The following is a 21,369-nucleotide window of genomic DNA, read 5'->3' on the forward strand; positions in this document are numbered from 1 at the left end:
GTCCGGTCGATCAGCTGAAGAGGAAGCCGGCGACCAGGCCCAGCAGGGCCAGGGCCTCGGTGAACGCGATGCCCAGGATCATCGTGGTGCGCAGCTGGCCAGCCATCTCGGGCTGACGGGCCATGGCCTCGACGGTCTTGCCCGCGACGAAAGCGACACCGATGCCGGGGCCGATCGTGGCGATGCCGTAGCCGACGGCGTTGAGGTTGCCTGCGACCTCAGCAAGGATCATTTCTGTCGTTCCCTTTCCGGTTGGCCCGCGCCGGTTCTCGGTGGCGCGGGTCGTCCAAGACCCTGGGTGTCCCCGGATCTCGGTGGGTCTCAGTGCTCCGCGTGGAGCGCACCGTCGATGTAGACGGCGGTGAGCAGGGTGAAGATGTACGCCTGGAGGAACTGCACCATCAGCTCGAACAGGGTGAACATCAGGCCCATGACGAGCGACAGGAAGCCTGCCGGCGCCAGGACCAGGTCCCCGGCCTGGAACATCAGGTACCACGCGGCGCTGAAGAACAGGACCAGCGCCATGTGCCCGGCGAGCATGTTCGCCATGAGGCGGATCATCAGCGTTCCGGGACGGATGAGGAACACCGAGACGAGCTCGATGGGCGTCACCAGAACGTAGAGCGGCTTGGGAACCCCCGGCGGGAACAGGTTCGACTTGAGGTAGCCGCCGACACCCTGCGCCTTGATGCCCGCGTAGTTGAACGCCAGGTAGGCGACCACCGCGAGCGCGAGCGGCAACCCGATGCGGGCCGTGCTCGGCATGTTCAGGAACGGGATGATCCCGGAGAGGTTCGTCGCCCAGATCAGGAAGAAGAAGGTCGTCAGGAGCGGCAGGAACCGCCTGCCGTTCTCCTTGCCGAGGACGTCCTCGGCGATGTTGATGCGGACGAAGTCCAGCGCCATCTCGCCGAGGTTCTGGATGCCCCTCGGGACGAGCTTGGGCCTGCGCATGGCGATCAGGAAGAACGCCGCGAGGACCACCGTCATGAGGATGCGGATCAGCATGACCCGGTCGAGCTCGAACGGCGTGCCTTCAAACAGCAGGGCAGGCGGGAAGAACTCTTCGATCGCCGGCTTGTGGAACTCCCCACCCTCGGCAAGCACCAAGGTGTCCAACTGGTCTCCCTGCGTCGCGGCCGGCACTTCCTCAGCCCTGACCGTGGCGTACATAGACGATGTAGAACCCCGTGACAAAGCCCACCGTTAGCCCGATCGGAGTGAAGATCTGGCTCTCGGTGGTCTTGTCGATTAGGAAGCCGATACCGCCCCACACCGCGGGGCCGGACACCAGCGTGCCGATGATCGACCAGACAGCACCGTCACCCCTTGGGGGTGGTTTGTCTGACTTGTCACTCATCTACGCGCACCCTACCAACCGGTGGTCCCAGGTCTGCACACGGGGGTTAGCGCGCATCGCCCTGACCAGTGCTGGAGGGGTTGAAGTACAGCATCCGGGCCTTGACCACGACCCAGGTCTCCGAGGCCAGGACGACGACGACCGCGATCATCACGACGGCGCCGAACACCGGTTTGGAGTAGAACGTCGCGTCCTTCAACAGGGCGAGTGCGACGAGCAGCACGATCACCTTGAGTAGCCAACCGCCCATCATCGCCCCGCCGGTCACGGTCGGTGAGGCCTTGGCCGTCAGCAGGACCGTCAGCAGGGTGATGAGCAGGAAGCCACCGGCGATCCCGGCGCCGAGGAGCGCGCCCCACAGCCCTTCCCGGCCCGCGGTGAACCAGCCGACGAGAGCGGCGATCACCACCACCGGGGCGAGCACGAGGGCGGACTGCCGAAGCGCTTTGCGCGCTACGTCAGCGGCGTCGAGGAGTCGCGTCACCCCACCATTGTGGCTGCCCGCCCCTGCGAGCACTCACCGGGTGTGCTTTAGACCTCACCCGGACGGTGCGCCGGGTGCCCGGCGCTGATCTGGGCGAACAGCGGGCGAACTTCGGGTGGCGCTGGGGCGGCGGGCCCTCCTCGGACATTGTTCGCCGCGGTTCGGCGCGTGGTCGAGGCTACCCGAAGGTGTGTTTCCCGGAAATGGTCCCGGCGCGATCCGACAGGGTTTTCACAGGGTAATGCGCGCGGCCCCGCCGGGTAATGCGCCGGTAATGCGGAAAACCCCGCCACCGAGCGGACCGGGGCGGTACCGGCTGCTCAGGGGCGGGGTGGTGGCGGGCGGCGGGGCGGTCCCGACCCCGCGACCCGATGGTTGATCTTGTCGCGCGGGGTGTTCACGCGTCACCCATGTCCGAATTCTTCCCGAAAAGTGGAACGGTGGGACGCCCGTTCGGGCGTCCCACCGTCACGCTCGGTTCTTGCGCGACTCGCGGAGTCTCGGGACCGCCGAGATGAAGAACGCGAGCAGCAGTCCGATCAGGAAGCACCAGGCGACCACGCCGGTGTCGAACACGGTCAGCGAGACCGCGCCGAACGCCAGCAGCCCGGCCCACAGGTAGATCAGCAGGACGGCGCGGCGCTGCGAGTGGCCGATCTGGAGCAGCCGGTGGTGCAGGTGCATCTTGTCCGCCGAGAACGGGCTCTGCCCCTTGCGGGTGCGCCGGACGATCGCCATCAGCAGGTCCAGCAGCGGCACGAACAGCACCGCGGCGACGACCAGCAGGGGCGACATCAGGCCGAGCACGTCGCTGGCGTTGAGCGACTCGTAGTTGAGCTTGCCGGACGCCGAGGTGGTCGCGGCGGCGAGCATCAGGCCGATCAGCATCGACCCCGAGTCGCCCATGAAGATCCGGGCCGGGTTGAAGTTGTGCGGCAGGAAGCCCAGGCACGCGCCCGCCAGGCACGCCGCGATCAGCGCGGGCGGGTAGGCGCCGACGTCGCCCTCGTTGTTGGCGAGGACACCACCGATGGAGAACGCGCAGGTCGCCGCGGCGGCGATCAGCCCGATGCCCGCGGCGAGGCCGTCGAGGCCGTCCACGAAGTTCATCGCGTTGATCATCGTGACGGCGAGCAGCACGCTCAGCAGCGCGCCCTGGTTCTGGTCGAGCACCAGCAGCGAGCCGGTGCCGGAGCCGTCGTCGCCCCACGGCACCCAGAACACGAACCACTGGAGGCCGTAGAGGACGAGCACGCCTGCGGCCGTGACCTGGCCGGCGAGCTTGGTGAGCGAGTCGAGCTCGAACCGGTCGTCGACTATGCCGACCAGCACGATGATGCCGCCGCCGAGGACGACGGCGTAGGGGTCGTAGGAGAAGTCGAAGGCTGAGCGCAGCACCGGCAGCTGGTGGGCGAGCATCATCCCGCCGAGCACGCCGCCGTACATGGCCAGGCCGCCCATGCGGGGCATCGGCTTGACGTGGACGTCGCGTGTTCGGGGGTGGGCGACCGCGCCGATCCGGAACGCGAGCGCGCGGACCAGGCCGACGAGGAGGAAAGTCACCACTGCGGCGGTGAGCGCGACGAGCAGGTACTCCCGGACCGGGAGGACGTTGGACGCGGCAGGCAACTGGCCCACGGGAGGCTATCCCCTCGGGGATTCCGGTTCGGACACTGGACCCACCACGCTACTCGGCTGCTGGAGATCCACTAGCGCGCGACCTCGACTTCGACGCCCAGCACCGAGGCGATGTCGGCCACCGGCACCGCGCCCTCGCGCAGCACCAGCGGGTCCGTCCCGGTGAGGTCGACGATCGTGGAGGCCACGTTCTCGCCGGAGGGACCGCCGTCGAGGTAGACCTGCACGTCCTCGCCCAGCTGCTCGCGCGCCTGGGCGGCGCTGGAGGCGGGCGGGAAGCCGGACTTGTTCGCGCTGGAGACGGCCATCGGGCCCACGTCGCGCAGGAGTTCGAGCGCGACGGGGTGCAGCGGCATCCGCAGCATCACGGTCCCCCTGGTCTGCCCGAGGTCCCAGGCCAGCGAGGGCGCGTGGTGCAGGACCAGCGACAGCCCGCCTGGCCAGAACGCCTCGATCAGCGAGCGGGCCTGGCGCGGCACCGACAGCACGAGGCCGTCGATCGTGGTCCAGGAGCCGACGAGCACCGGGACGGGCATGTCGGGCCCGCGCCCCTTCGCGGCGAGCAGCGACCGCACGGCGGCAGCGTCGAAAGCGTCGCAGCCGATGCCGTAGACGGTGTCGGTGGGGAGGACGACGAGCCTGCCCGAGCGGACCGCTCCGGCGGCGGCGGCGAGACCCGCCACCCGGTCGTCCTGAACTCGGCAGTCGTAGACCGTACTCACCCGAGGAATCCTGGCACAGCGCGTGGAGTGACGGCCGCCAGCCTCCGCCCCCACCCGAAATGTCGTCCTACCACGCAGGTGGGTAGGGGTGGCGGGACGCGGGGAACGGCGGTGGTGACGGGGAGTGGGGGCGGGGGTGGGTGGTCGACCGGGTCGGGGGCACGGGGTGGGGCTCGCGGGGCGAGGCGCGAGGCGCGAGGCGCGAGGCGGGGGGCGCGAGGCGGGGGCTCATGCACCGGCCGGATCACCATCCGCCCGGTGCATGACCGGATGAGGGCTCGGCGGGCGGGTCCGGGGCCGCCCGGCTCCACGGTGGACCCCCGACCAGCGCACGGTCCGCGCACGGCAGGCGATTCCATGCACCGGGCGCATGACCCTCATCCAGCGGATGCCGGTAGCGGATGGAGAACATGCGACCCCCGCAGGGGGATTCATCCGCCCGACGGGTGACCACGACCGGGCCTGGCCGCCGAACTGCTCCACGCAAGCGCTTTCCCCTGCGCGGGGACGTGGATCAGCACCCGGTCCGGGCCCGATTCGACGCGGGGCCGGGGTTCTTCCCCATGCACGGCGCGCATGAACCACCGGAGGCGACGCGCGTTGCGGGGTGGACTCGCGGTCGTGGGGAGCTGGACGCGCGGTCGTGGGGCGGACTCGCGGCAGAGGTCCGGCGGGCAGGCGATTCAGCGGACGCGGGTCCAGTCGCTGGCGGCTGGCGGCTGGCGGCTGGCGGCTGGCGGCTGGCGGCTGGCGGCTGGCGGTCAAGCATTCCGGCGGGCCTCAAGTTCAGCGTGCGCCCCCAAGCCGGTTCAGCAGGTGCCCGTGTCCAGTCCGGTGGGCGCTCAGCAAGTCCGGTGGGCGCTCAGCCGGTCCTGCGGGCGGTCGCGAAGCGGGGGCGGCCTGCCAGGTCGCGGTGCGGGGTGGCGTCGGCGAGGACCTTGCGGGTGGCCAGGAGGGCGGGCACGGCCTCGCCGTGGGTGTCGTCGTGCTCGATGGCCACGTGGCCGCCGGGCTTGAGCAGGCGGGCCGCCAGGGTCACCACGTGGCGGATCACGTCGAGCCCGTCCGCGCCGCCGAACACCGCCGCGCGCGGGTCGTGGTCGGCGACCTCCGGCTGGACCTCGGTGGCGTCCGGCACGTACGGCGGGTTGCACACCACCAGGTCCACCGCGCCGTCCAGGTCGGACAGGACGCCCGGCGCGGTCACGTCGCCGTGGTGCAGCCGGATCGGGGTGTCGCCCGCCGCGCTGCGGGCGTCCGCGTTGCGGCGGGCCCAGGACAGGGCGGTCGGGTCCTTCTCCACCGCGTGCACGACCGCGTCCGGCCGGTGGTGCGCGATGCTCAGCGCCAGCGCGCCGGACCCCGTGCACAGGTCCACCACGACGGGCCGAGCGGCGCCGCGCACGGCGTTCAGCGCCCACTCCACCAGCAGCTCGGTCTCCGGGCGCGGGATGAACACGCCGGGCCCGACCGCGAGGTCGACGCCCCACAGGTGCGCCTCGCCGGTCAGGTGCTGGAGCGGGACGCGGGTGGCCCGCTTCGCCACCAGCGCGCCCAGCTCGTCCAGCACGCGCGGTTCGACCATGGGCGTGAGCACGAGCTTGCCCGGCGGCACGCCCAGCAGGTGCGCGGCGAGCAGGTGCGCGTCGGTGCGAGGGCTGTCGACACCCGCCGCGGCCAGCAGGCGCTCGGCCTCGATCAGCGCGGGCCGCAGCGGGTGTCGGTTCATGCTCGGAACTGTAGGCCCGTCAGAAGTTGATCATGTGCCCGGCCAGGCCGTGCACCGCTTCCTTCACGGCCTCGCTCAGCGTCGGGTGGGCGTGGACGTTGCGCGCCACCTCGTGCACGGTCAGGTCCCACTGCTGGGCCAGGGTCAGCTCGGGCAGCAGCTCGGTGACGTCCGGTCCGATCATGTGGGCGCCGAGCAGCTCGCCGTGCTCGCCATCGCTGATCAGCTTCACGAAGCCGCTGTAGTCGCCGATGCCGTGCGCCTTGCCGTTCGCGGTGAACGGGAACTTGGCGACCTGGACGTCGAAGCCCTTCTCGCGGGCCTGCGCCTCGGTCCAGCCGAAGCTGGCGATCTGCGGCTGGCAGAACGTCGCGCGCGGGATCATCGGGAAGTCCAGCTCCATGGTCTCCGCGCCCGCGATGGTCTCGGCCGCGATGATGCCCATGGACTCGGCGGCGTGCGCGAGCATGAGCTTCGCGGTGACGTCGCCGATGGCGTAGATGTGCGGCACGTTGGTGCGACCGCGCTCGTCGACGGCGATCGCGCCGCGCTCGGTCAGCGCCACGCCGGTCGACTCCAGGCCGTAGCCCTCGACGCGCGGCTGGAAGCCGATGGCCTGCAGGACCTTGTCGGCCTCCAGGACCTCCTCCTTGCCGTCCTTGGAGACGGTGACGCGGACCTTCGCGCCGGAGTCGTCGATGGACTCGACGCGGGTGCCGGTGCGCACGTCGACGCCCATGCGCTTGTAGCGCTTGGCCAGCTCGGTGGACACCTCGACGTCCTCCAGCGGCACCATCCGGTCGAGGAACTCGACGATGGTGACCTTGACGCCGTAGTTGTGCAGCACGTAGCCGAACTCGACGCCGATCGCACCCGCGCCGGCGATGACGATGCTCTCGGGGAGGTCCTCGGTGAGGATCTGCTCCTCGTAGGTCACGACGCGTTCGGACAGCTCGGTGCCCGGCAGCAGGCGGGTGCTGGCGCCCGCGGCGATGATCGCGTGCGAGAAGGTGATCGACTCGCCGTTGACCTCGATGGTGTTGGCGTCGGTGAACGTGCCCCGACCGTTGTACTCGGTGATGCCGTTCTTCTTCATGAGGAAGTGCACGCCCTTGACGCGCCCGTCCGCGACCTTGCGGCTGCGCTGGAAGGCGGCGCCGTAGTCGAACGTGACCGTGCCGTCGACCTGGATGCCGAAGGTCTTCTGCTCGTGCGTGAACAGGTGGGCGAGCTCGGCGTTGCGCAGGAGCGCCTTGGAGGGGATGCACCCGACGTTGAGGCACACCCCGCCCCAGTACTTCTCCTCGACGACCGCGGTCTTCAGCCCCAGCTGAGCCGCGCGGATGGCGGCGACGTACCCGCCGGGCCCAGCACCGAGGACCACGACGTCAAAGTGTGCGCTCATGCCGCACAGATTAGTGCGGTGACGGTGGGCGTTCGCCGGGTCAGGGGTGCGACGGGGGTGGCCCCGCACACACCTGGTGACGGGAGTGGCCGGTACGGGTGTCGCTGGGGTGGGGGCGGGGTGGGTGAGGTCGGGTGAGGCGGGGTGGTTTGGCGGGCCGATCGGTAGCTGCGCGTGATCGGTGGACAGGACACGCCCACTTTGGGCAACGGCTGGTGTGGAGGGCGGGCCGGACAGCTGGCTCCAGCCCGATGCCGATGCCTGTACCGGCATCGACATCGGGCGCTGGGGGCGGCAGTGCGCAGGCCGATCAGACCGCGTGGCGGGTAGACCGCGTGTCCGGTCACCCCTTGTCGCGGGTCAGGCCGTGCGGTCGGGGCTGCCCTGGGTCTTGAGTTGGCTCTTGGGGCGGGTCTTGAGGTGGGTCTTGAGGAAGGTGGTGGTGCGGTTCCAGGTGTCGGCCTTGGCTCGAGCCGTGGTGGCGCGGTCGCCGCCCATCTCGAAGCGGACTCCGGGGCCGTCCACGACGTTGTCCGGCTGGGGGCGGTTCGGGGGACCTGCGAGCAGGTGGCCCGCTCCGGGGTGGACGACGTGCTCGTGGGGGTGCGGGTGGTCGTTGGCCTCGAGCCTGCGGTGCGCCACCTCGCTCAGGTCAGCACTCGGCCAGCTGGCGTCCCGGTCACCGGAGACCAGGAGCACCGGTCCGGCGATGCGCTCCACCGGGATCTCGACGTCCTCCGGAAAACCGTCGCCCAGGTCGAACGCCTCGGCCAGCACGACCGGCTCACCGTCCACGATCGCCGCGCGCATCCCCGGACTCACGACGTGGGGCAGGTAGGGCACCGGCTGCCCCTTCCAGGTCCACGCCGCCGCGTCCACCTCGAGGATCTCCAGCAACCGCTTGCCAGCCCCGACGCACTGCGTCACGACCCCGCTCCCGACCACGCTGACCACGGCCCGCACCGAGGGGAGGACGGACGCCGCCAACAGCGCCAACTCCCCACCCCGCGACCCGCCCACCAGCCCCACGGGCCCACCAACCCGCTCGGCCAGGGCGTCCACCGCGCCGCCGACGTGCTCCAGCGGCACGTCCACCAGGTTCTCGGGCACACCGGGCGCGCCGAAGTACGGCAGCGCCAACACGGCGAACCCGTGCCCGGCGAGCAGCGCGGCGTCCAACTCGCGCAGACCGCCCTCGCTGCCACCGAGCACGATCACCCCGGCAGCAGCAGCACCCGAACCCCCACCCTCGGGCTCGAACAGCACCCCACCCGCGAACTCCACACGCCGCACCCCGTCAGGCACGGACAACCGCTCCAGCTCGACCTCGACAACCGCCGACGCCCCGGACACGTGCGCAGACCCGGCAGCAGGAGCACCGGCAGCAGGAGCACCGACAGCGCTGGCAGCGCCGGAAACACCAGGAGTGGAGGCATCGGCAGCGGGAACAGCGGCAGTGGAGCCGTTGGCCGCGAAGGCATCGGCAGAAGCATCGGTGGAAGCGTCCGCGGAGGCATCGGCGGAGGCATCGGTAGAAGCGCCGGCGCCGGTGGAGGCACTGGTGCCTGCAGAAGAGGAAGCAGCGTCGGAGGAAGGAGCATCACCCGCCTCTACCTGGTGCGAGGTGTTCGACAGAGCCTTCCTGGCCAGCGCGGACACGCCTGCGGACGCGGCAAGAGGCTTGGCGGACAGCGCAGAGGTGCCGGAGTCAGCCGCAGCGGTGTCCGAGTCGGCTCCAGCTGCGCCCAAGCCGCCCAGTGCCTGGTCGGCCGTGCCCGACTCGACCGACGTGGACACAGCCGCCGTGGAGGCAGCCGCGGAAGACCCGGCAGGACCGCTTCCCACCGGAGCGCCTCCCGCAGCGCTGCTGGCTGGAACGCTTCCGGCTGGAGCGCCTTCCGAAACGCTATCGGCTGGAGCGCTGCTGGCCGGGGTGGCGGTCGCGGTCAGCACTGCCTTGCCCGAGGTGCCCGGCTGCTCGCCCGTGGGGCGGGCCGACCAGAACAGGCCCATCGGGTCCACGCCCGCGTACGAGCCCGACACCGGAGCGTGCCTGGTCGCGTCGACCACGCCGCGCTCGTCGGCCAGGAAGACCGCCTCCGACTCGTGGCCGTCCGCGGACAGCCGCAGCGTCACCTCCGCCCCGGCGCGCGCGCCGCGAACGGTGATCGACACCTCGTGGTCCACCGGGGCCCTCAGCGGCTCCACGACGAGTTCGAGACGACCGGGCGAGTTCTCCGGCTGCCGCGCGCCCTGCTTCTGCTCCGCCTGCTTCTGCTCTGCCTGCTTCTGCTCCGCCTGCTTCTGCGTCTCCCGCTGCGCCTCTCCCAGCGCCTGTCCCTGCGTCTGCTCCTGTGCCTGCCCCTGCGCTTGCCCCTGCGCTTGCCTCTGGGCCTCCTGTGACTTCTGCGCCCTCTGTGACTTGTGGGACTTCTGAGACCTGTGGGACCTCTGGTGGGAATCCTTGGCCATCAGTGCCCTCCCCCTCGCCGGCATCACCCGTCCAGGTGGACGGAAGTCACACCAGGAACAGTCGCCAGGATCTCACCGCACCAAACCAAGCACCTCCGCAAAAGCGGGTCCCGACCGCTCCGGAGGCGGGAAGGACCAGCACGGTCGACGGGAGGTTCAGCCCAGCGCTGAACCACCTCCCACGTTATCGAACAGATGTTCGAACGGGAAGGCGGTTCACTCGATCAAGTGACTATCCACGCAGGTCAGAGCAGGTCAGCGCAGGTCAAGCCCGGCTCGCCGCAGCACAGCACAGCAGCCCAGCGGCCCAGCGGCCCAGCGGCCCAGCAAGGCGAGCAGGCTCAGCCCCCGGCCAGCCGCTCCGCCCGGTCCGCCGCCGACAGGGCGTCCAGCACCGCGTCCAGCTCCCCGTCCAGCACCGCGTCCAGGTTGTGCGCCTTGTACCCCACCCGGTGGTCCGAGATCCGCGACTCGGGGAAGTTGTACGTCCGCACCCGCTCCGACCGGTCCACCGTCCGCACCTGCGTCCGCCGGGCGTCCGAGGCCTCCTGCTGCGCCTTCTCCTCCGCCAGCGCCTGCAACCGCGCCTGGAGCACCTGCATCGCCCGTGCCTTGTTCTGCAGCTGCGACCGCTCGTTCTGGCACGACACCACGATCCCCGTCGGCAGGTGCGTGATCCGCACCGCCGAGTCCGTCGTGTTGACGCTCTGCCCGCCCTTGCCGGACGACCGGAACACGTCGACCCGCAGGTCCTTGTCGTCGATCTCGATCGACGCCACGTCCTCGGTCTCCGGGATCACCAGCACCCCGGCCGCCGACGTGTGGATGCGCCCCTGCGACTCGGTCACCGGCACCCGCTGCACCCGGTGCACGCCGCCCTCGTACTTGAGCCGCGACCACACCCCGTCCGGCCCGTCCCCGCGCGACTTGATCGCGACCGTCACGTCCTTGAACCCGCCGAGGTCCGAGTCCGTCCCGTCGAGCACCTCGGCCTTCCACCCCTGCCGCTCCGCGTACCTCAGGTACATCCGCAGCAGGTCGCCTGCGAACAGCGCCGACTCCTCGCCGCCCTCCCCGGACTTGATCTCCATCACCACGTCGGACGAGTCGTGCGGGTCGCGCGGCAGCAGCAGCTCGGTGAGCCGCTCCTCCAGCTGCGGGATCCGCGCGGACAGCTCGTCCGCCTCCTCGGCGAACGCCGGGTCCTCCCCGGCCAGCTCGCGCGCCGCCCCCAGGTCGTTGCGCGTCTGCTCCAGCTCGCGGGCGGCGCGCACGATCGGGGTCAGCTCGGCGTAGCGCTTGCCGAGCTTGCGCGCTCCCGCCTGGTCGGCGTGCACCGAGGGGTCGGCGAGCTTGGTCTCCAGCTCGCCGTGCTCGGCGATCAGTGCGTCCAGCGGGGCGGTCACGTGCGGCTCCTGGGCTCTCGGCGTGGGTGGAAACGACGACGGCGCCCACCCAGTGGAGACTGGGTGGGCGCCGTCGGAGCAGCTACTTGGCGCGCTTGCCGTAGCGGGCCTCGAAGCGCGCGACCCGGCCACCGGTGTCGAGGATCTTCTGCTTGCCCGTGTAGAACGGGTGGCAGTTGGAGCAGACCTCGACGTGGATGGCGCCGGAAGTCTTGGTGCTGTGGGTCGTGAAGGTGTTGCCGCAGCCACAGGTGACCTCGGTCTTCACGTACTCCGGGTGAATGCCAGTCTTCAACGTCTCGTCCTGTTCTTCTCGTGAGGCCGCCGGGTCCCCGCGCTGGTAGCCGGGGTGAACCGGAGCCGGACTCGACCTGACAGTCTGCCAGATCCACTGCTGCCCGGTGCAACGCGTCCACCTCCTCGGGTGTTCCCGTGGCGCTCGTCACGGCCGCCGCTCACCGACGGCCGCCGACCACTGGGCGCTGCGCCCCCGGAGGTGGTCCGCGCGGGGTACCGGCGCGCCGCCCGGACCAGCACACTGGGTCACGTGCTCAGTTCGTTCGGTCGCCCCCTGGCGCTGACCACGTGGCTGGCGGTCCCGTTCGTGTTCGCCGGGGCCGTGCTGGGCCTGAGCGCGCTCGCGGGGCTCGTGCTCGGCCTGCCCGGTGACGTCGCCCTGTCCAGCGCCCTGCTCGGCGCCGCCACGGCCGTCACGGCGGCGGCCAGCGGCACGGTGGTGTGGACGGCGCGGTGGCAGCGGGTGTGGCTGCGCTGGCCGTTCCTGGTGGCGGTGCTGGGCGCCGGGATCGCGCTGGACGGCGTCGAGGTGCCGGTGTGGGCCGCGCTGGGGCTGGGGCTGCCCGCGGTGGTGCTGCTCGTGATCGAGGTCTACCTGGAGCGCCGCCGCACGGCCGCGCTGCTCGCCGACCGCCGCGCGAACGCGCAGGACCGGTAAGAACCACGACGGCCCCCGCGCTGCGCAGCAGTGCGAGACCACGAACCGCCGCACCCCAACCCCGCGCCGCAGCTCACGCGGTGTGGCCCTTCCGCAGAACCACGACGGCCCCCGCGCTGCGCAGCAGTGCGAGACCACGAACCGCCGCACCCCAACCCCGCGCCGCAGCTCACGCGGTGTGGCCCTTCCGCAGAACCACGACGGCCCCGCCCCGGAGGAACCGGGGCGGGGCCGTCGAGCCTGGCGCGGGGTCAGTCGTTGTCCGCGCCCGGCGTGGTCTTCGCGACCTGCATCAGGAACTCGATGTTGGTGCGCGTCTTGCGCAGCCGGTCGAGCAGCAGGTCGATCGCCTGCTGGCCGTCGAGCGCGTGCAGCACCCGGCGCAGCTTGTGCATGACCGCCAGCTCGTCCGGGGACAGCAGCAGGTCCTCCTTGCGGGTGCCGGACGAGTCCACGTCCACCGCCGGGAAGGTCCGCTTGTCGGCGATCTTGCGGTCGAGCTTGAGCTCGGCGTTGCCGGTGCCCTTGAACTCCTCGAAGATCACGCTGTCACCGGCCGACCCGGTCTCCACCAGCGCGGTGGCGATCACGGTCAGCGAGCCGCCGCCCTCGATGTTGCGGGCGGCGCCGAGGAAGCGCTTCGGCGGGTACAGCGCCGTCGAGTCGACACCACCGGACAGGATTCGCCCGGACGCCGGGGCCGCCAGGTTGTAGGCGCGGCCGAGGCGGGTGATGGAGTCGAGCAGCACGACCACGTCGTGACCCATCTCGACCAGGCGCTTGGCCCGCTCGATGGCCAGCTCCGAGATCGTGGTGTGGTCCGACGGCGGGCGGTCGAAGGTGGAGGCGATGACCTCGCCCTTCACCGACCGCTGCATGTCGGTGACCTCTTCGGGGCGCTCGTCCACGAGGACCACCATCAGGTGGCACTCGGGGTTGTTCGTCGTGATCGCGTTGGCGATCGACTGGAGCACCGAGGTCTTGCCCGCCTTGGGCGGCGACACGACGAGGGCGCGCTGGCCCTTGCCGATCGGCATCACCAGGTCGATGACGCGCGTGGTGAGGATGTGCGGCTCGGTCTCGAGGCGCAGTCGCTCGTTCGGGTAGAGCGGGGTCAGCTTGGTGAAGTCGGGGCGGTTGCGCGACTCCTCCGGGTCCAACCCGTTGATCTTGTCGACGCGCACCAGCGGGTTGAACTTCTGCCGCTGCTGCTCGCCGTCGCGCGGCTGGCGGACGGCGCCGATGATGGCGTCACCGCGCCGCAGGCCGTGCTTGCGCACCAGCGAGAGCGACACGTAGACGTCGTTCGGGCCCGCGAGGTAGCCGGAGGTGCGCACGAAGGCGTAGTTCTCCAGCACGTCCAGGATGCCCGCGACGGGCAGCAGGACGTCGTCGTCGCGCACCTCGGTGTCGGTGCCCACGCCTGCGCCCTCGCCCCGGCCGCCACGGCGGCGGCGGTCCCGGAAGCGGCGACCGCGACGGCCGCCCTCGTCGTCGCCGTCGTCCTCGGGCACGTTGTTGCTCTGGCGGTCGCGGTCGCGGTTGCGGTCGCCCCGCTCGCCGCGGTCGCGGTCACGGTCGCGGTTCCGGTCGCCGCGCTCGCCCCGCTCGGAGCGGTCGCCGCGCTCACCACGGTCCGAACGCTCACCGCGGTCCGAACGCTCACCGCGGTCCGAACGCTCACCGCGGTCGGAACGCTCACCGCGGTCGGAACGCTCAGCGCGCTCGCCGCGGTCGGAGCGGTCACCCCGGTCGGAGCGCTCGCCCCGCTCCCGGCCCTGGCGCTCGGAGCGCTCGCCCCGGTCACCCCGGTCGGAGCGCTCGGCACGCTCGACGCGCTCGGGCCGCTGCTCCGCCTGCTGCGGGGCCTCGACCTGCGCGGGAGCGGCGGGGGCAGCAGCGGCGACGGGCGCCTCGGGGCTGCCCGCGGGGCGGTTGGCGGACCGGCGACGGCGGTTGCCGCGACGCCCGGTCTCCTCCTCCCCCGCGCGCTCGGGGACGTCGAGCTGCTGCTGGGTCGGCTTCTCGACCGCCTTCTCGGCGGCGGGGGCAGGCGCCTCGGCGGGCTTCGCGGTGGCCTTCTCGGCCTTCGGCTTCTCGGCCTTCGGCGGCGTCGCGGCACTGCCCCGACCGGAGGTGCCGCCCTGCCGCTCCTTGATGGCCGCGATGAGGTCGCCCTTGCGGAGCTTGGCCGTGCTGTCGATGCCGAGCTGACCTGCGAGTTCACGCAGTTCGGCCAGCACCATGCCGGAGAGTCCCGCGCGCTTGCGCGCCGGGGCGCCGCCGTTCGTAGGGGTGGACAGAGCGTTCTCCTCGGCTCCGGAACTGGCAGCGGCGTTGGGAGCAGCGGAATCGCTGCTCAGCACATCGGTGTTGCTCACACATGTCCTTCCTGACCGGACCGCGCCTCCTACGCGGTCCAGCGGACCTGCCGTCCGACGAGTCGCGGGCCGGCAGTCCCATCCCGGTGCAGGCGGATCTCAAGCGCGTGAAGCGACAAAGACCACCGACACGAGACGGCAATCTCGGTCACACGGCGAGCGGGGTGCCTTCCAGCGGCGATCCCGCACGTTCGGCGCGGGACCAAGTCACTGGAGGAATGCGATCCGGAGAGACTTCTCCGGGCACCACACCGGCGCCCGTGCGCGCGGTGACTGATGGCCCCGAGGGTAGACGCCGCCACTGCGCGGTGCAACAACCGGGGGTCCGGCGTGGCGCGCCCTCAGCCGAGTGGCGCAACCCGCACGCCGTCGACGTCGACCGGGACCGCCAGCGCCTGGAAACCGGTGATGTCGATCTCAGCGGGCAGGACCCCGCCCTCGGGCAGCGCGAACACCGTCGGACCGGCCCCGGAGACCGCCGCCGGGACACCGGCTTCCCGAAGCTCCGCCACGAGCCGCGAGGTCGCGGGCCAGGCCGGTTCCCGGTAGGGCTCGTGCAACCGGTCGCGCAGGGCGTCCAGCAGCACGGCCGGGTCGCGGGTGAGCCCGTGCACGGCCAGCGCCGACCGACCGGCCGCGTGGGCCGCGTCGGAGTGCGGGACCCGCGCGGGCAGCAGCCCCCTGGTGGTCTTCGTGGACGACTCCTGCGACGGGATCAGCACCACCGGGGACAGGTCCGGGTGCGGGTCGACCCGCACCGCGCGGTAGCCCCCGGCGTCCGACCAGGCGATCGCCACCCCGCCGAACAGGCACGCCGCGACGTTGTCGGCGTGCCCCTCGAACTCGGCGGCGAGCTGGAGCGCGGACGCGTCCGGCTCCCGCCCGGCCAGCGCGGACGCCGCCGCGACCCCGGCCGCGACGGCGGCGGCGGACGAGCCGAGCCCCCGGCTGTGCGGGATGCTGTTCCGGCAGGTCAGCGCCAGTCCCGGCACCGAGATCCGGTGCAGCTCGCACGCCTTGCGGAAGGCTTGCACGACCAGGTGGCCCTCGTCGGTGGGCACGTCGGTGAACGCGCCCTCCACGGTGATCGACAGCCCGCTGGCGGTGATCGTGAAGTCCACCTCGTCGCGCAGGCCCAGCGCGAGGCCGAGCGCGTCGAAGCCGGAGCCGAGGTTCGCGGTGGACGCGGGAACGGAGACCCGGACCCCCGTGCCGACCAGGTCGCTCACGCCAGCTCCAGCGCGCGCGCCACGGCGCCGGGGTCGACCTGCAGCGGCTCGACCTCCTCCACGTCCCGCAGGGCCGTGTCGGGGTCCTTGAGGCCGTGCCCGGTGACCGTGCAGACCACCAGCGACCCGCGCGGCAGCCTGCCGTCGGCCGCCGTGGCCAGCAGGCCGGCGATGCTGGTCGCCGAGGCGGGCTCGACGAAGATGCCGTCGTGCCTGGCCAGCTCGCGGTAGGCGGCCAGGATCTTCTCGTCGGTGACCGCCTCGAACAGGCCCCCCGACTCCTCCTTGGCCGCGACCGCGCCGTTCCACGAGGCGGGGCTGCCCACCCGGATGGCCGTCGCGATCGTCTCCGGGTTCGCCACCGGCGCGCCGTGCACCAGCGGCGCGGCCCCGGCGGCCTGGAAGCCGAACATGCGCGGGGTCGACGTGGTCACGCCGTCCTCGGCGTAGTCGCGGTACCCGCGCCAGTAGGCGGTGATGTTGCCCGCGTTGCCGACCGGAAGGCAGTGCACGTCCGGGGCGCGCCCGAGCACGTCGCACACCTCCCACGCCGCCGTCTTCTGGCCGACCAGCCGGACCGGGTTCACCGAGTTGACCAGGGTGACCGGGTACTCGGCGGAGGTCTTGCGGGCCAGTTCGAGGCAGTCGTCGAAGTTGCCGTCGACCTGCAGGATGCGCGCGCCGTGCGACACGGCCTGCGCGAGCTTGCCGAGCGCGATCTTGCCGCGGGGCACGAGCACGGCGGCGGTGAGCCCGGCCTTGGCGGCGTAGGCGGCGGCGCTGGCCGAGGTGTTGCCGGTGGACGCGCAGATCACCGCCTTGATGCCGCTGGCCAGCGCGTGCGTCATCGCCACGGTCATGCCCCGGTCCTTGAAGGACCCGGTCGGGTTCGCGCCCTCGACCTTGACGTGCACCTCGCACCCGGTGAGCTCGGACAGGTGCTCCGAGCGCACCAGCGGCGTGCCGCCCTCGTGCAGCGTGACCACGCGCGCGCCCTCGGGGAGCGGGATGCGCTCCGAGTAGGCGTGGATGATGCCGGGCCACCCCGGTCGCACGCCCGCTCCGGTCGTCATGACTCCCCACCTTCCACGCGCATGACGCTCACCACGTCGCGGACGATCGGCAGGCCGCCGACCTTGTCCACGGTGGACCGCAGCGCCGCGTCGGTCGCGGCGTGCGTGACGATGACCAGGCTCGCGTCGGCGACGCGGCCCTCCTGCCGCACGGCGGCGATGCTCACCCCGTGCTCGGCGAACACGGCCGCGACCTGCGCCAGCACGCCCGGCTTGTCCTCGACGTCGAGGCTGATGTGGTACCTGGTGGGCGTCTGCCCCATCGGGCGCGCGGGCAGCGCCGCGTACGCGGACTCGCGGGGGCCGTGGCCGCCCGCCACCCGGTTGCGGGCCACCGCGACCAGGTCGCCGAGGACGGCGCTCGCGGTCGGCGCGCCACCGGCGCCCTGGCCGTAGAACATCATCTCGCCCGCCGCGTCGGCCTCGACGAACACCGCGTTGAACGCGCCGCCCACGCTGGCCAGCGGGTGGCTGCGCGGGATCATCGCCGGGTGCACGCGGACGGAGACGGACTCCTCGTCGCCGTGGCTGACCCGCTCGCAGATCGCGAGGAGCTTCACGGTGCGGCCCAGGCCCTTGGCGGCGGCGATGTCGGCGGCGCTGACCGCCGAGATGCCCTCGCGGTGCACGTCGGCGGCGGTCACCCGGCTGTGGAACGCCAGCGAGGCCAGGATCGCGGCCTTGGACGCGGCGTCGAAGCCGTCGACGTCGGCGGTCGGGTCGGCCTCGGCGTACCCGAGCCGGGACGCCTCCTCCAGCGTCTCGTTGTAACCCGCACCGGTGGCGTCCATCCCCGAGAGGATGAAGTTCGTGGTGCCGTTGACGATGCCCATCACGCGGGTGATGCGGTCGCCCGCGAGGGACTCGCGCAGCGGGCGCAGCAGCGGGATGGCGCCCGCGACGGCGGCCTCGAAGTAGAGGTCGGCCCCGGAGGCGTCGGCGGCGGCGAACAGCTCGCCGGAGTGCTCGGCCAGCAGCGCCTTGTTCGCGGTGACCACGGACTTGCCCGCGTTCAGCGCGCCCAGCAGCAGGCTCCTGGCGGGCTCGATGCCGCCGATGACCTCCACGACCACGTCGACGTCGGAGGCGACGAGCGCCTCGGCGTCGGTCGTGAGCAGCTCCGAGGGCACCTCGCGGTGCTTGTTGGGCTTGCGGACGGCGATGCCGACGAGCTCCACCGGGGCGCCGACCCTGGCGGTGAGGTCGGCGGCCTGCTCGGTGAGCAGCCGCGCGACCTCGGTGCCGACGGTGCCGCAACCCAGAAGGGCGACCCTGATCGGCTTGCCGTCGGGGTTTTTCTGGCCAGGCACGTCTAAACCTCCAGGCGGAACAGGTCTTCCTCGGTCTCCCGGCGCAGCAGCAGCCGGGAGCGGCCACCGTCGACCGCGGCCAGCGCGGGCCGGGGCAGCCGGTTGTAGCCGCTGGCCATCGAATAGCAGTAGGCGCCGGTGGCCGCCACCGCCACCAGGTCGCCGGGGGCCAGGTCGGCGGGCAGCCAGCAGTCGCGGACGACGACGTCGCCCGCCTCGCAGTGCTTGCCCACCACGCGGCACAGGACGGCCTCGCTGCCCTCCTCGGCGGCGCGGGAGACCAGGCGGCAGTCGTACACCGCGTCGTAGAGGGCGGTGCGGATGTTGTCGCTCATGCCGCCGTCGACGCTGACGTAGCGGCGGGTCGCGCCGGCGTCGAGCTGGACGTCCTTGATGGTGCCGACCTCGTAGAGCGTCACCGTTCCGGGGCCCACGATCGCCCGTCCGGGTTCGACCGCGAGCTTCGGCACGGGCAGCCCGGCGCGCCCGCACTCCTGGGCGACGATGTCGCGCAGCTGGGCGGCCAGCACGGCGGGCGGCGGCGGGTCGTCGTCGGCGGTGTAGGCGATGCCGAGGCCGCCGCCCAGGTCGAGCGTGGTCAGCTCGTCCAGCAGGGCCGGGCCGTGCTCGACGCGCAGCTCGGCGAGCAGGGACACCACGCGGCGCGCGGCGACCTCGAAGCCGCTGGCGTCGAAGATCTGCGAGCCGATGTGGCTGTGCAGGCCGACCAGGCTCAGGCCCTCGGCCTTGACCACCCGGCGGGCGGCCTCGGCGGCGTCGCCGGAGGAGAGCGAGAACCCGAACTTCTGGTCCTCGTGCGCGGTGGCGATGAACTCGTGGGTGTGCGCCTCGACGCCGACCGTGACGCGGATCATGACCTGCTGGACCCGGCCGCGCTCGCGGGCGACCTGGTCGAGCCTGGCGATCTCCTGGAACGAGTCCAGCACGACCACGCCGACGCCCGCGTCCACCGCCGCCGCCAGCTCGGCGACCGACTTGTTGTTGCCGTGCAGCGCGATCCGCTCGGGCGGGAACTCGGCGCGCAGCGCGATGGCCAGCTCGCCGCCGCTGCACACGTCGATGCTCAGGCCCTCCTCGGCGACCCAGCGGGCCACCGCGACGGACAGGAACGCCTTGGAGGCGTAGTGCACCAGGGACGGGTCGCCGAAGGCGGCGGCGTGCTCGGCGCAGCGGGACCGGAAGTCGGCCTCGTCCATGACGAACAGCGGGGTGCCGTGCTCCTCGGCGAGCGCGCGCACGTCGACGCCGCCGAGGGTGACGACGCCGTCGGCGCGGCGCTCGGCGTTGCGGGGCCAGACCCGCTCGGGCAGGGCGTCCAGCTCGGAGCCGGAGGCCGGGGGCCGCCCGGCCGTGCTGGACTGGGCGATGACGTCGGCGTGCCGGGGTCCGGCGGGGTGGGCGCGCATCACATCCGCTCCGGTGCGGTCACGCCCAGCAGGGCGAGGCCGTTGGCGAAGACCCGCTGGGTGGCCTGGCACAGCCGCAGGCGGGCGCCGTGCAGCTCGGTGGGCTCCTCGTCGCCGCGCGGGAGGATGCGCAGCGCGGGCTTGTGGTCGTACCAGCGGTGCAGGTCGCCCGCGAGGGAGTGCAGGTAGGTGGCGACCCGGTGCGGCTCGCGCAGCTCGGCGGCGGCCTTGACCACGCGCGGGAACTCGCCGAGCGCGCGGATCAGGGTGCCCTCGGCCTCGCTGTCCAGCAGCTGGAGCGAGTCGTTGGCCTCGACCTTGAGCGCCTCGGCGTTGCGCAGCACGGAGCAGATGCGCGAGTGCGCGTACTGGACGTAGTAGACCGGGTTCTCGCTGGAGCGCTTGCGCAGCAGGTCGAGGTCGATGTCGACGGAGGAGTCGACGGAGGCGCGGATCATCGCGAACCGGGCCGCGTCGACGCCGACGGCGTCCACCAGGTCCTCCATGCTGATGATGTTGCCCGCGCGCTTGCTCATCCGGACCGGCTTGCCGTCGCTGACCAGGTTGACCATCTGGCCGATCAGGACCTCGACGCTGTCCGGGTCGTCGCCCAGCGCGGCGGCGGCGGCCTTGAGGCGGCCGATGTAGCCGTGGTGGTCGGCGCCGAGCATGTAGATGCACAGGTCGAAGCCGCGCGAGCGCTTGTCCACCAGGTAGGCGATGTCGCCCGCGATGTAGGCGGGGGCGCCGTCGCTCTTGATGACGACGCGGTCCTTGTCGTCGCCGAACTCGGTGGAGCGCAGCCACCAGGCGCCGTTCTCGAAGTAGAGCTTGTCCGAGCCCTTGAGCTTCTCGACGGCGGTGGTGACGGCCCCGGACTTGTGCAGCGAGTCCTCGTGGAAGAACACGTCGAAGTCGGTGCCGAAGTCGTGCAGGTCCCGCTTGATCTCGTCGAACATGAGGTTGACGCCGATGCGCCGGAACACCTCGGGGCCGTCCTCGGCCGTCAGCGCGTCGGGCTCCTGGCGCAGCACCTCGGCGGCGATGTCGGAGATGTAGCTGCCCGCGTAGCCGTCCTCGGGGGCGGGCTCGCCCTTCGCGGCGGCGATGAGGGAGCGCACGAAGCGGTCGATCTGGGCGCCCGCGTCGTTGAAGTAGTACTCGCGGGTCACGTCCGCGCCGCTCGCGGCCAGCACGCGGCCGAGCGCGTCGCCGGTGGCGGCCCAGCGGGTGCCGCCCAGGTGCAGCGGGCCGGTGGGGTTGGCGGAGACGAACTCCAGGTTGATCCTCCGACCGGCCAGCAGGTCGCTGCGCCCGAAATCTTCACCCTTAGTGATGATTTCGCGCACAATCGCGGCCTGCGCGTCGGGGGCGAGCCGCAGGTTCAGGAAGCCGGGGCCCGCGACGGTGACCTCGGAGAGGGCGTCGTTGCTGGTCAGGGCCTCGGCGAGCCAGGTGGCGAACTCGCGGGGGCTCGTGCCCGCCTTCTTGGCGGTCTGCAGGGCCACGTTGGTGGCGTAGTCGCCGTGCTCGGGGTTGCGCGGTCGCTCGATAGTGACCTCGGCCGGGAGGGCGGAGGGGTCGAGACCGCGCGTGGACAGCACGTCCACGGCCGTCGCACGGACCAGTTCAGCGAGCGCAGCGGGAGTCACCCGGTGAAGTTTAGGGAAGTGTTGCCCCTGGTCTCGACCGGGTTCTCCCGTCCCAGGGCGTGGAACGTCAACTGTGATCACCCGAAGGGCGTCACTCAGGGTTGACGGCCAGCAGACACCTGGTCC

Annotated in this window: 18 protein-coding genes and 1 pseudogene; 1 reads left to right on the top strand and 18 read right to left on the bottom strand. The window is 71.9% G+C overall.

What is annotated here, in order from left to right:
- Positions 1 to 10: 10 nt before the first annotated feature.
- The 12 genes and pseudogenes from AMIR_RS30440 to rpmE form a co-directional block, all read right to left on the bottom strand.
- Complete coding sequence (locus AMIR_RS30440) at positions 11 to 232, bottom strand: ATP synthase F0 subunit C (RefSeq protein WP_015804832.1); 222 nt, start codon at positions 230 to 232, stop codon at positions 11 to 13.
- A gap of 89 nt (positions 233 to 321) precedes the next feature.
- On the bottom strand, positions 322 to 1,119 hold the full coding sequence (gene atpB / locus AMIR_RS30445; RefSeq protein WP_041838514.1) for a F0F1 ATP synthase subunit A: 798 nt from the start codon (positions 1,117 to 1,119) through the stop codon (positions 322 to 324).
- Between the two features lie 31 nt (positions 1,120 to 1,150).
- Entirely contained in the window at positions 1,151 to 1,360 is a 210-nt protein-coding gene (locus AMIR_RS30450; protein ID WP_015804834.1) for an AtpZ/AtpI family protein, read from the bottom strand.
- A 46-nt stretch (positions 1,361 to 1,406) separates the two neighbouring features.
- The gene (locus AMIR_RS30455; RefSeq protein WP_041837137.1) at positions 1,407 to 1,844 is read right to left on the bottom strand and encodes a Cg1360 family ATP-synthase-associated protein; all 438 of its coding nucleotides are present in this window, start codon (positions 1,842 to 1,844) and stop codon (positions 1,407 to 1,409) included.
- Between the two features lie 468 nt (positions 1,845 to 2,312).
- Positions 2,313 to 3,482, bottom strand: a complete 1,170-nt coding sequence (locus tag AMIR_RS30460; protein WP_015804836.1) for a glycosyltransferase family 4 protein — start codon at positions 3,480 to 3,482, stop codon at positions 2,313 to 2,315.
- A 71-nt stretch (positions 3,483 to 3,553) separates the two neighbouring features.
- Entirely contained in the window at positions 3,554 to 4,204 is a 651-nt protein-coding gene (locus tag AMIR_RS30465; RefSeq protein WP_015804837.1) for an L-threonylcarbamoyladenylate synthase, read from the bottom strand.
- An 862-nt stretch (positions 4,205 to 5,066) separates the two neighbouring features.
- On the bottom strand, positions 5,067 to 5,933 hold the full coding sequence (prmC, locus tag AMIR_RS30470; RefSeq protein WP_015804838.1) for a peptide chain release factor N(5)-glutamine methyltransferase: 867 nt from the start codon (positions 5,931 to 5,933) through the stop codon (positions 5,067 to 5,069).
- A 19-nt stretch (positions 5,934 to 5,952) separates the two neighbouring features.
- Positions 5,953 to 7,338, bottom strand: coding sequence for a dihydrolipoyl dehydrogenase (gene lpdA / locus AMIR_RS30475; RefSeq protein WP_015804839.1), 1,386 nt, complete (start codon positions 7,336 to 7,338; stop codon positions 5,953 to 5,955).
- Positions 7,339 to 7,698: 360 nt separating this feature from the next.
- Positions 7,699 to 8,691 (bottom strand): acyl-CoA thioester hydrolase/BAAT C-terminal domain-containing protein, encoded by a 993-nt coding sequence (locus AMIR_RS42390; protein WP_049797008.1) that lies wholly within the window; start codon positions 8,689 to 8,691, stop codon positions 7,699 to 7,701.
- Positions 8,692 to 9,321: 630 nt separating this feature from the next.
- Positions 9,322 to 9,834 (bottom strand): annotated as a pseudogene (locus AMIR_RS43325) (acyl-CoA thioesterase/BAAT N-terminal domain-containing protein); the annotation flags it as partial.
- Between the two features lie 317 nt (positions 9,835 to 10,151).
- Entirely contained in the window at positions 10,152 to 11,216 is a 1,065-nt protein-coding gene (prfA, locus tag AMIR_RS30490) for a peptide chain release factor 1 (RefSeq protein WP_015804841.1), read from the bottom strand.
- 82 nt (positions 11,217 to 11,298) lie between these two features.
- Positions 11,299 to 11,511 (bottom strand): 50S ribosomal protein L31, encoded by a 213-nt coding sequence (rpmE, locus tag AMIR_RS30495; protein WP_015804842.1) that lies wholly within the window; start codon positions 11,509 to 11,511, stop codon positions 11,299 to 11,301.
- 252 nt (positions 11,512 to 11,763) lie between these two features.
- Here rpmE and AMIR_RS30500 point away from each other — a divergent pair, with 252 nt between their 5' ends.
- Positions 11,764 to 12,171 (top strand): hypothetical protein, encoded by a 408-nt coding sequence (locus tag AMIR_RS30500; RefSeq protein ID WP_118948526.1) that lies wholly within the window; start codon positions 11,764 to 11,766, stop codon positions 12,169 to 12,171.
- A 251-nt stretch (positions 12,172 to 12,422) separates the two neighbouring features.
- Here AMIR_RS30500 and rho read toward each other — a convergent pair whose 3' ends face one another.
- The 6 genes from rho to argS form a co-directional block, all read right to left on the bottom strand.
- Positions 12,423 to 14,552: a transcription termination factor Rho gene (gene rho, locus AMIR_RS30505; RefSeq protein ID WP_015804844.1), complete on the bottom strand. Its 2,130-nt coding sequence runs from the start codon at positions 14,550 to 14,552 to the stop codon at positions 12,423 to 12,425.
- A 341-nt stretch (positions 14,553 to 14,893) separates the two neighbouring features.
- Positions 14,894 to 15,781, bottom strand: a complete 888-nt coding sequence (thrB, locus tag AMIR_RS30510) for a homoserine kinase (RefSeq protein WP_015804845.1) — start codon at positions 15,779 to 15,781, stop codon at positions 14,894 to 14,896.
- A complete protein-coding gene (gene thrC / locus AMIR_RS30515) occupies positions 15,778 to 16,854 on the bottom strand; it encodes a threonine synthase (protein WP_015804846.1) in 1,077 nt (358 codons plus the stop codon). Before thrC ends, thrB begins: the two co-directional genes overlap by 4 nt.
- Positions 16,851 to 18,164 carry a homoserine dehydrogenase gene (locus AMIR_RS30520; protein ID WP_015804847.1) on the bottom strand — a complete coding sequence of 438 codons (1,314 nt, stop codon included), beginning with the start codon at positions 18,162 to 18,164 and terminating at the stop codon, positions 16,851 to 16,853. Before AMIR_RS30520 ends, thrC begins: the two co-directional genes overlap by 4 nt.
- Before the next feature lie 2 nt (positions 18,165 to 18,166).
- Complete coding sequence (gene lysA, locus AMIR_RS30525) at positions 18,167 to 19,591, bottom strand: diaminopimelate decarboxylase (protein ID WP_015804848.1); 1,425 nt, start codon at positions 19,589 to 19,591, stop codon at positions 18,167 to 18,169.
- Positions 19,591 to 21,243, bottom strand: a complete 1,653-nt coding sequence (argS, locus tag AMIR_RS30530) for an arginine--tRNA ligase (RefSeq protein ID WP_015804849.1) — start codon at positions 21,241 to 21,243, stop codon at positions 19,591 to 19,593. The genes lysA and argS overlap by 1 nt, the downstream gene beginning before the upstream one ends.
- Positions 21,244 to 21,369: the final 126 nt, after the last annotated feature.

This window comes from Actinosynnema mirum DSM 43827 (assembly GCF_000023245.1).
Taxonomy (GTDB): domain Bacteria; phylum Actinomycetota; class Actinomycetes; order Mycobacteriales; family Pseudonocardiaceae; genus Actinosynnema; species Actinosynnema mirum.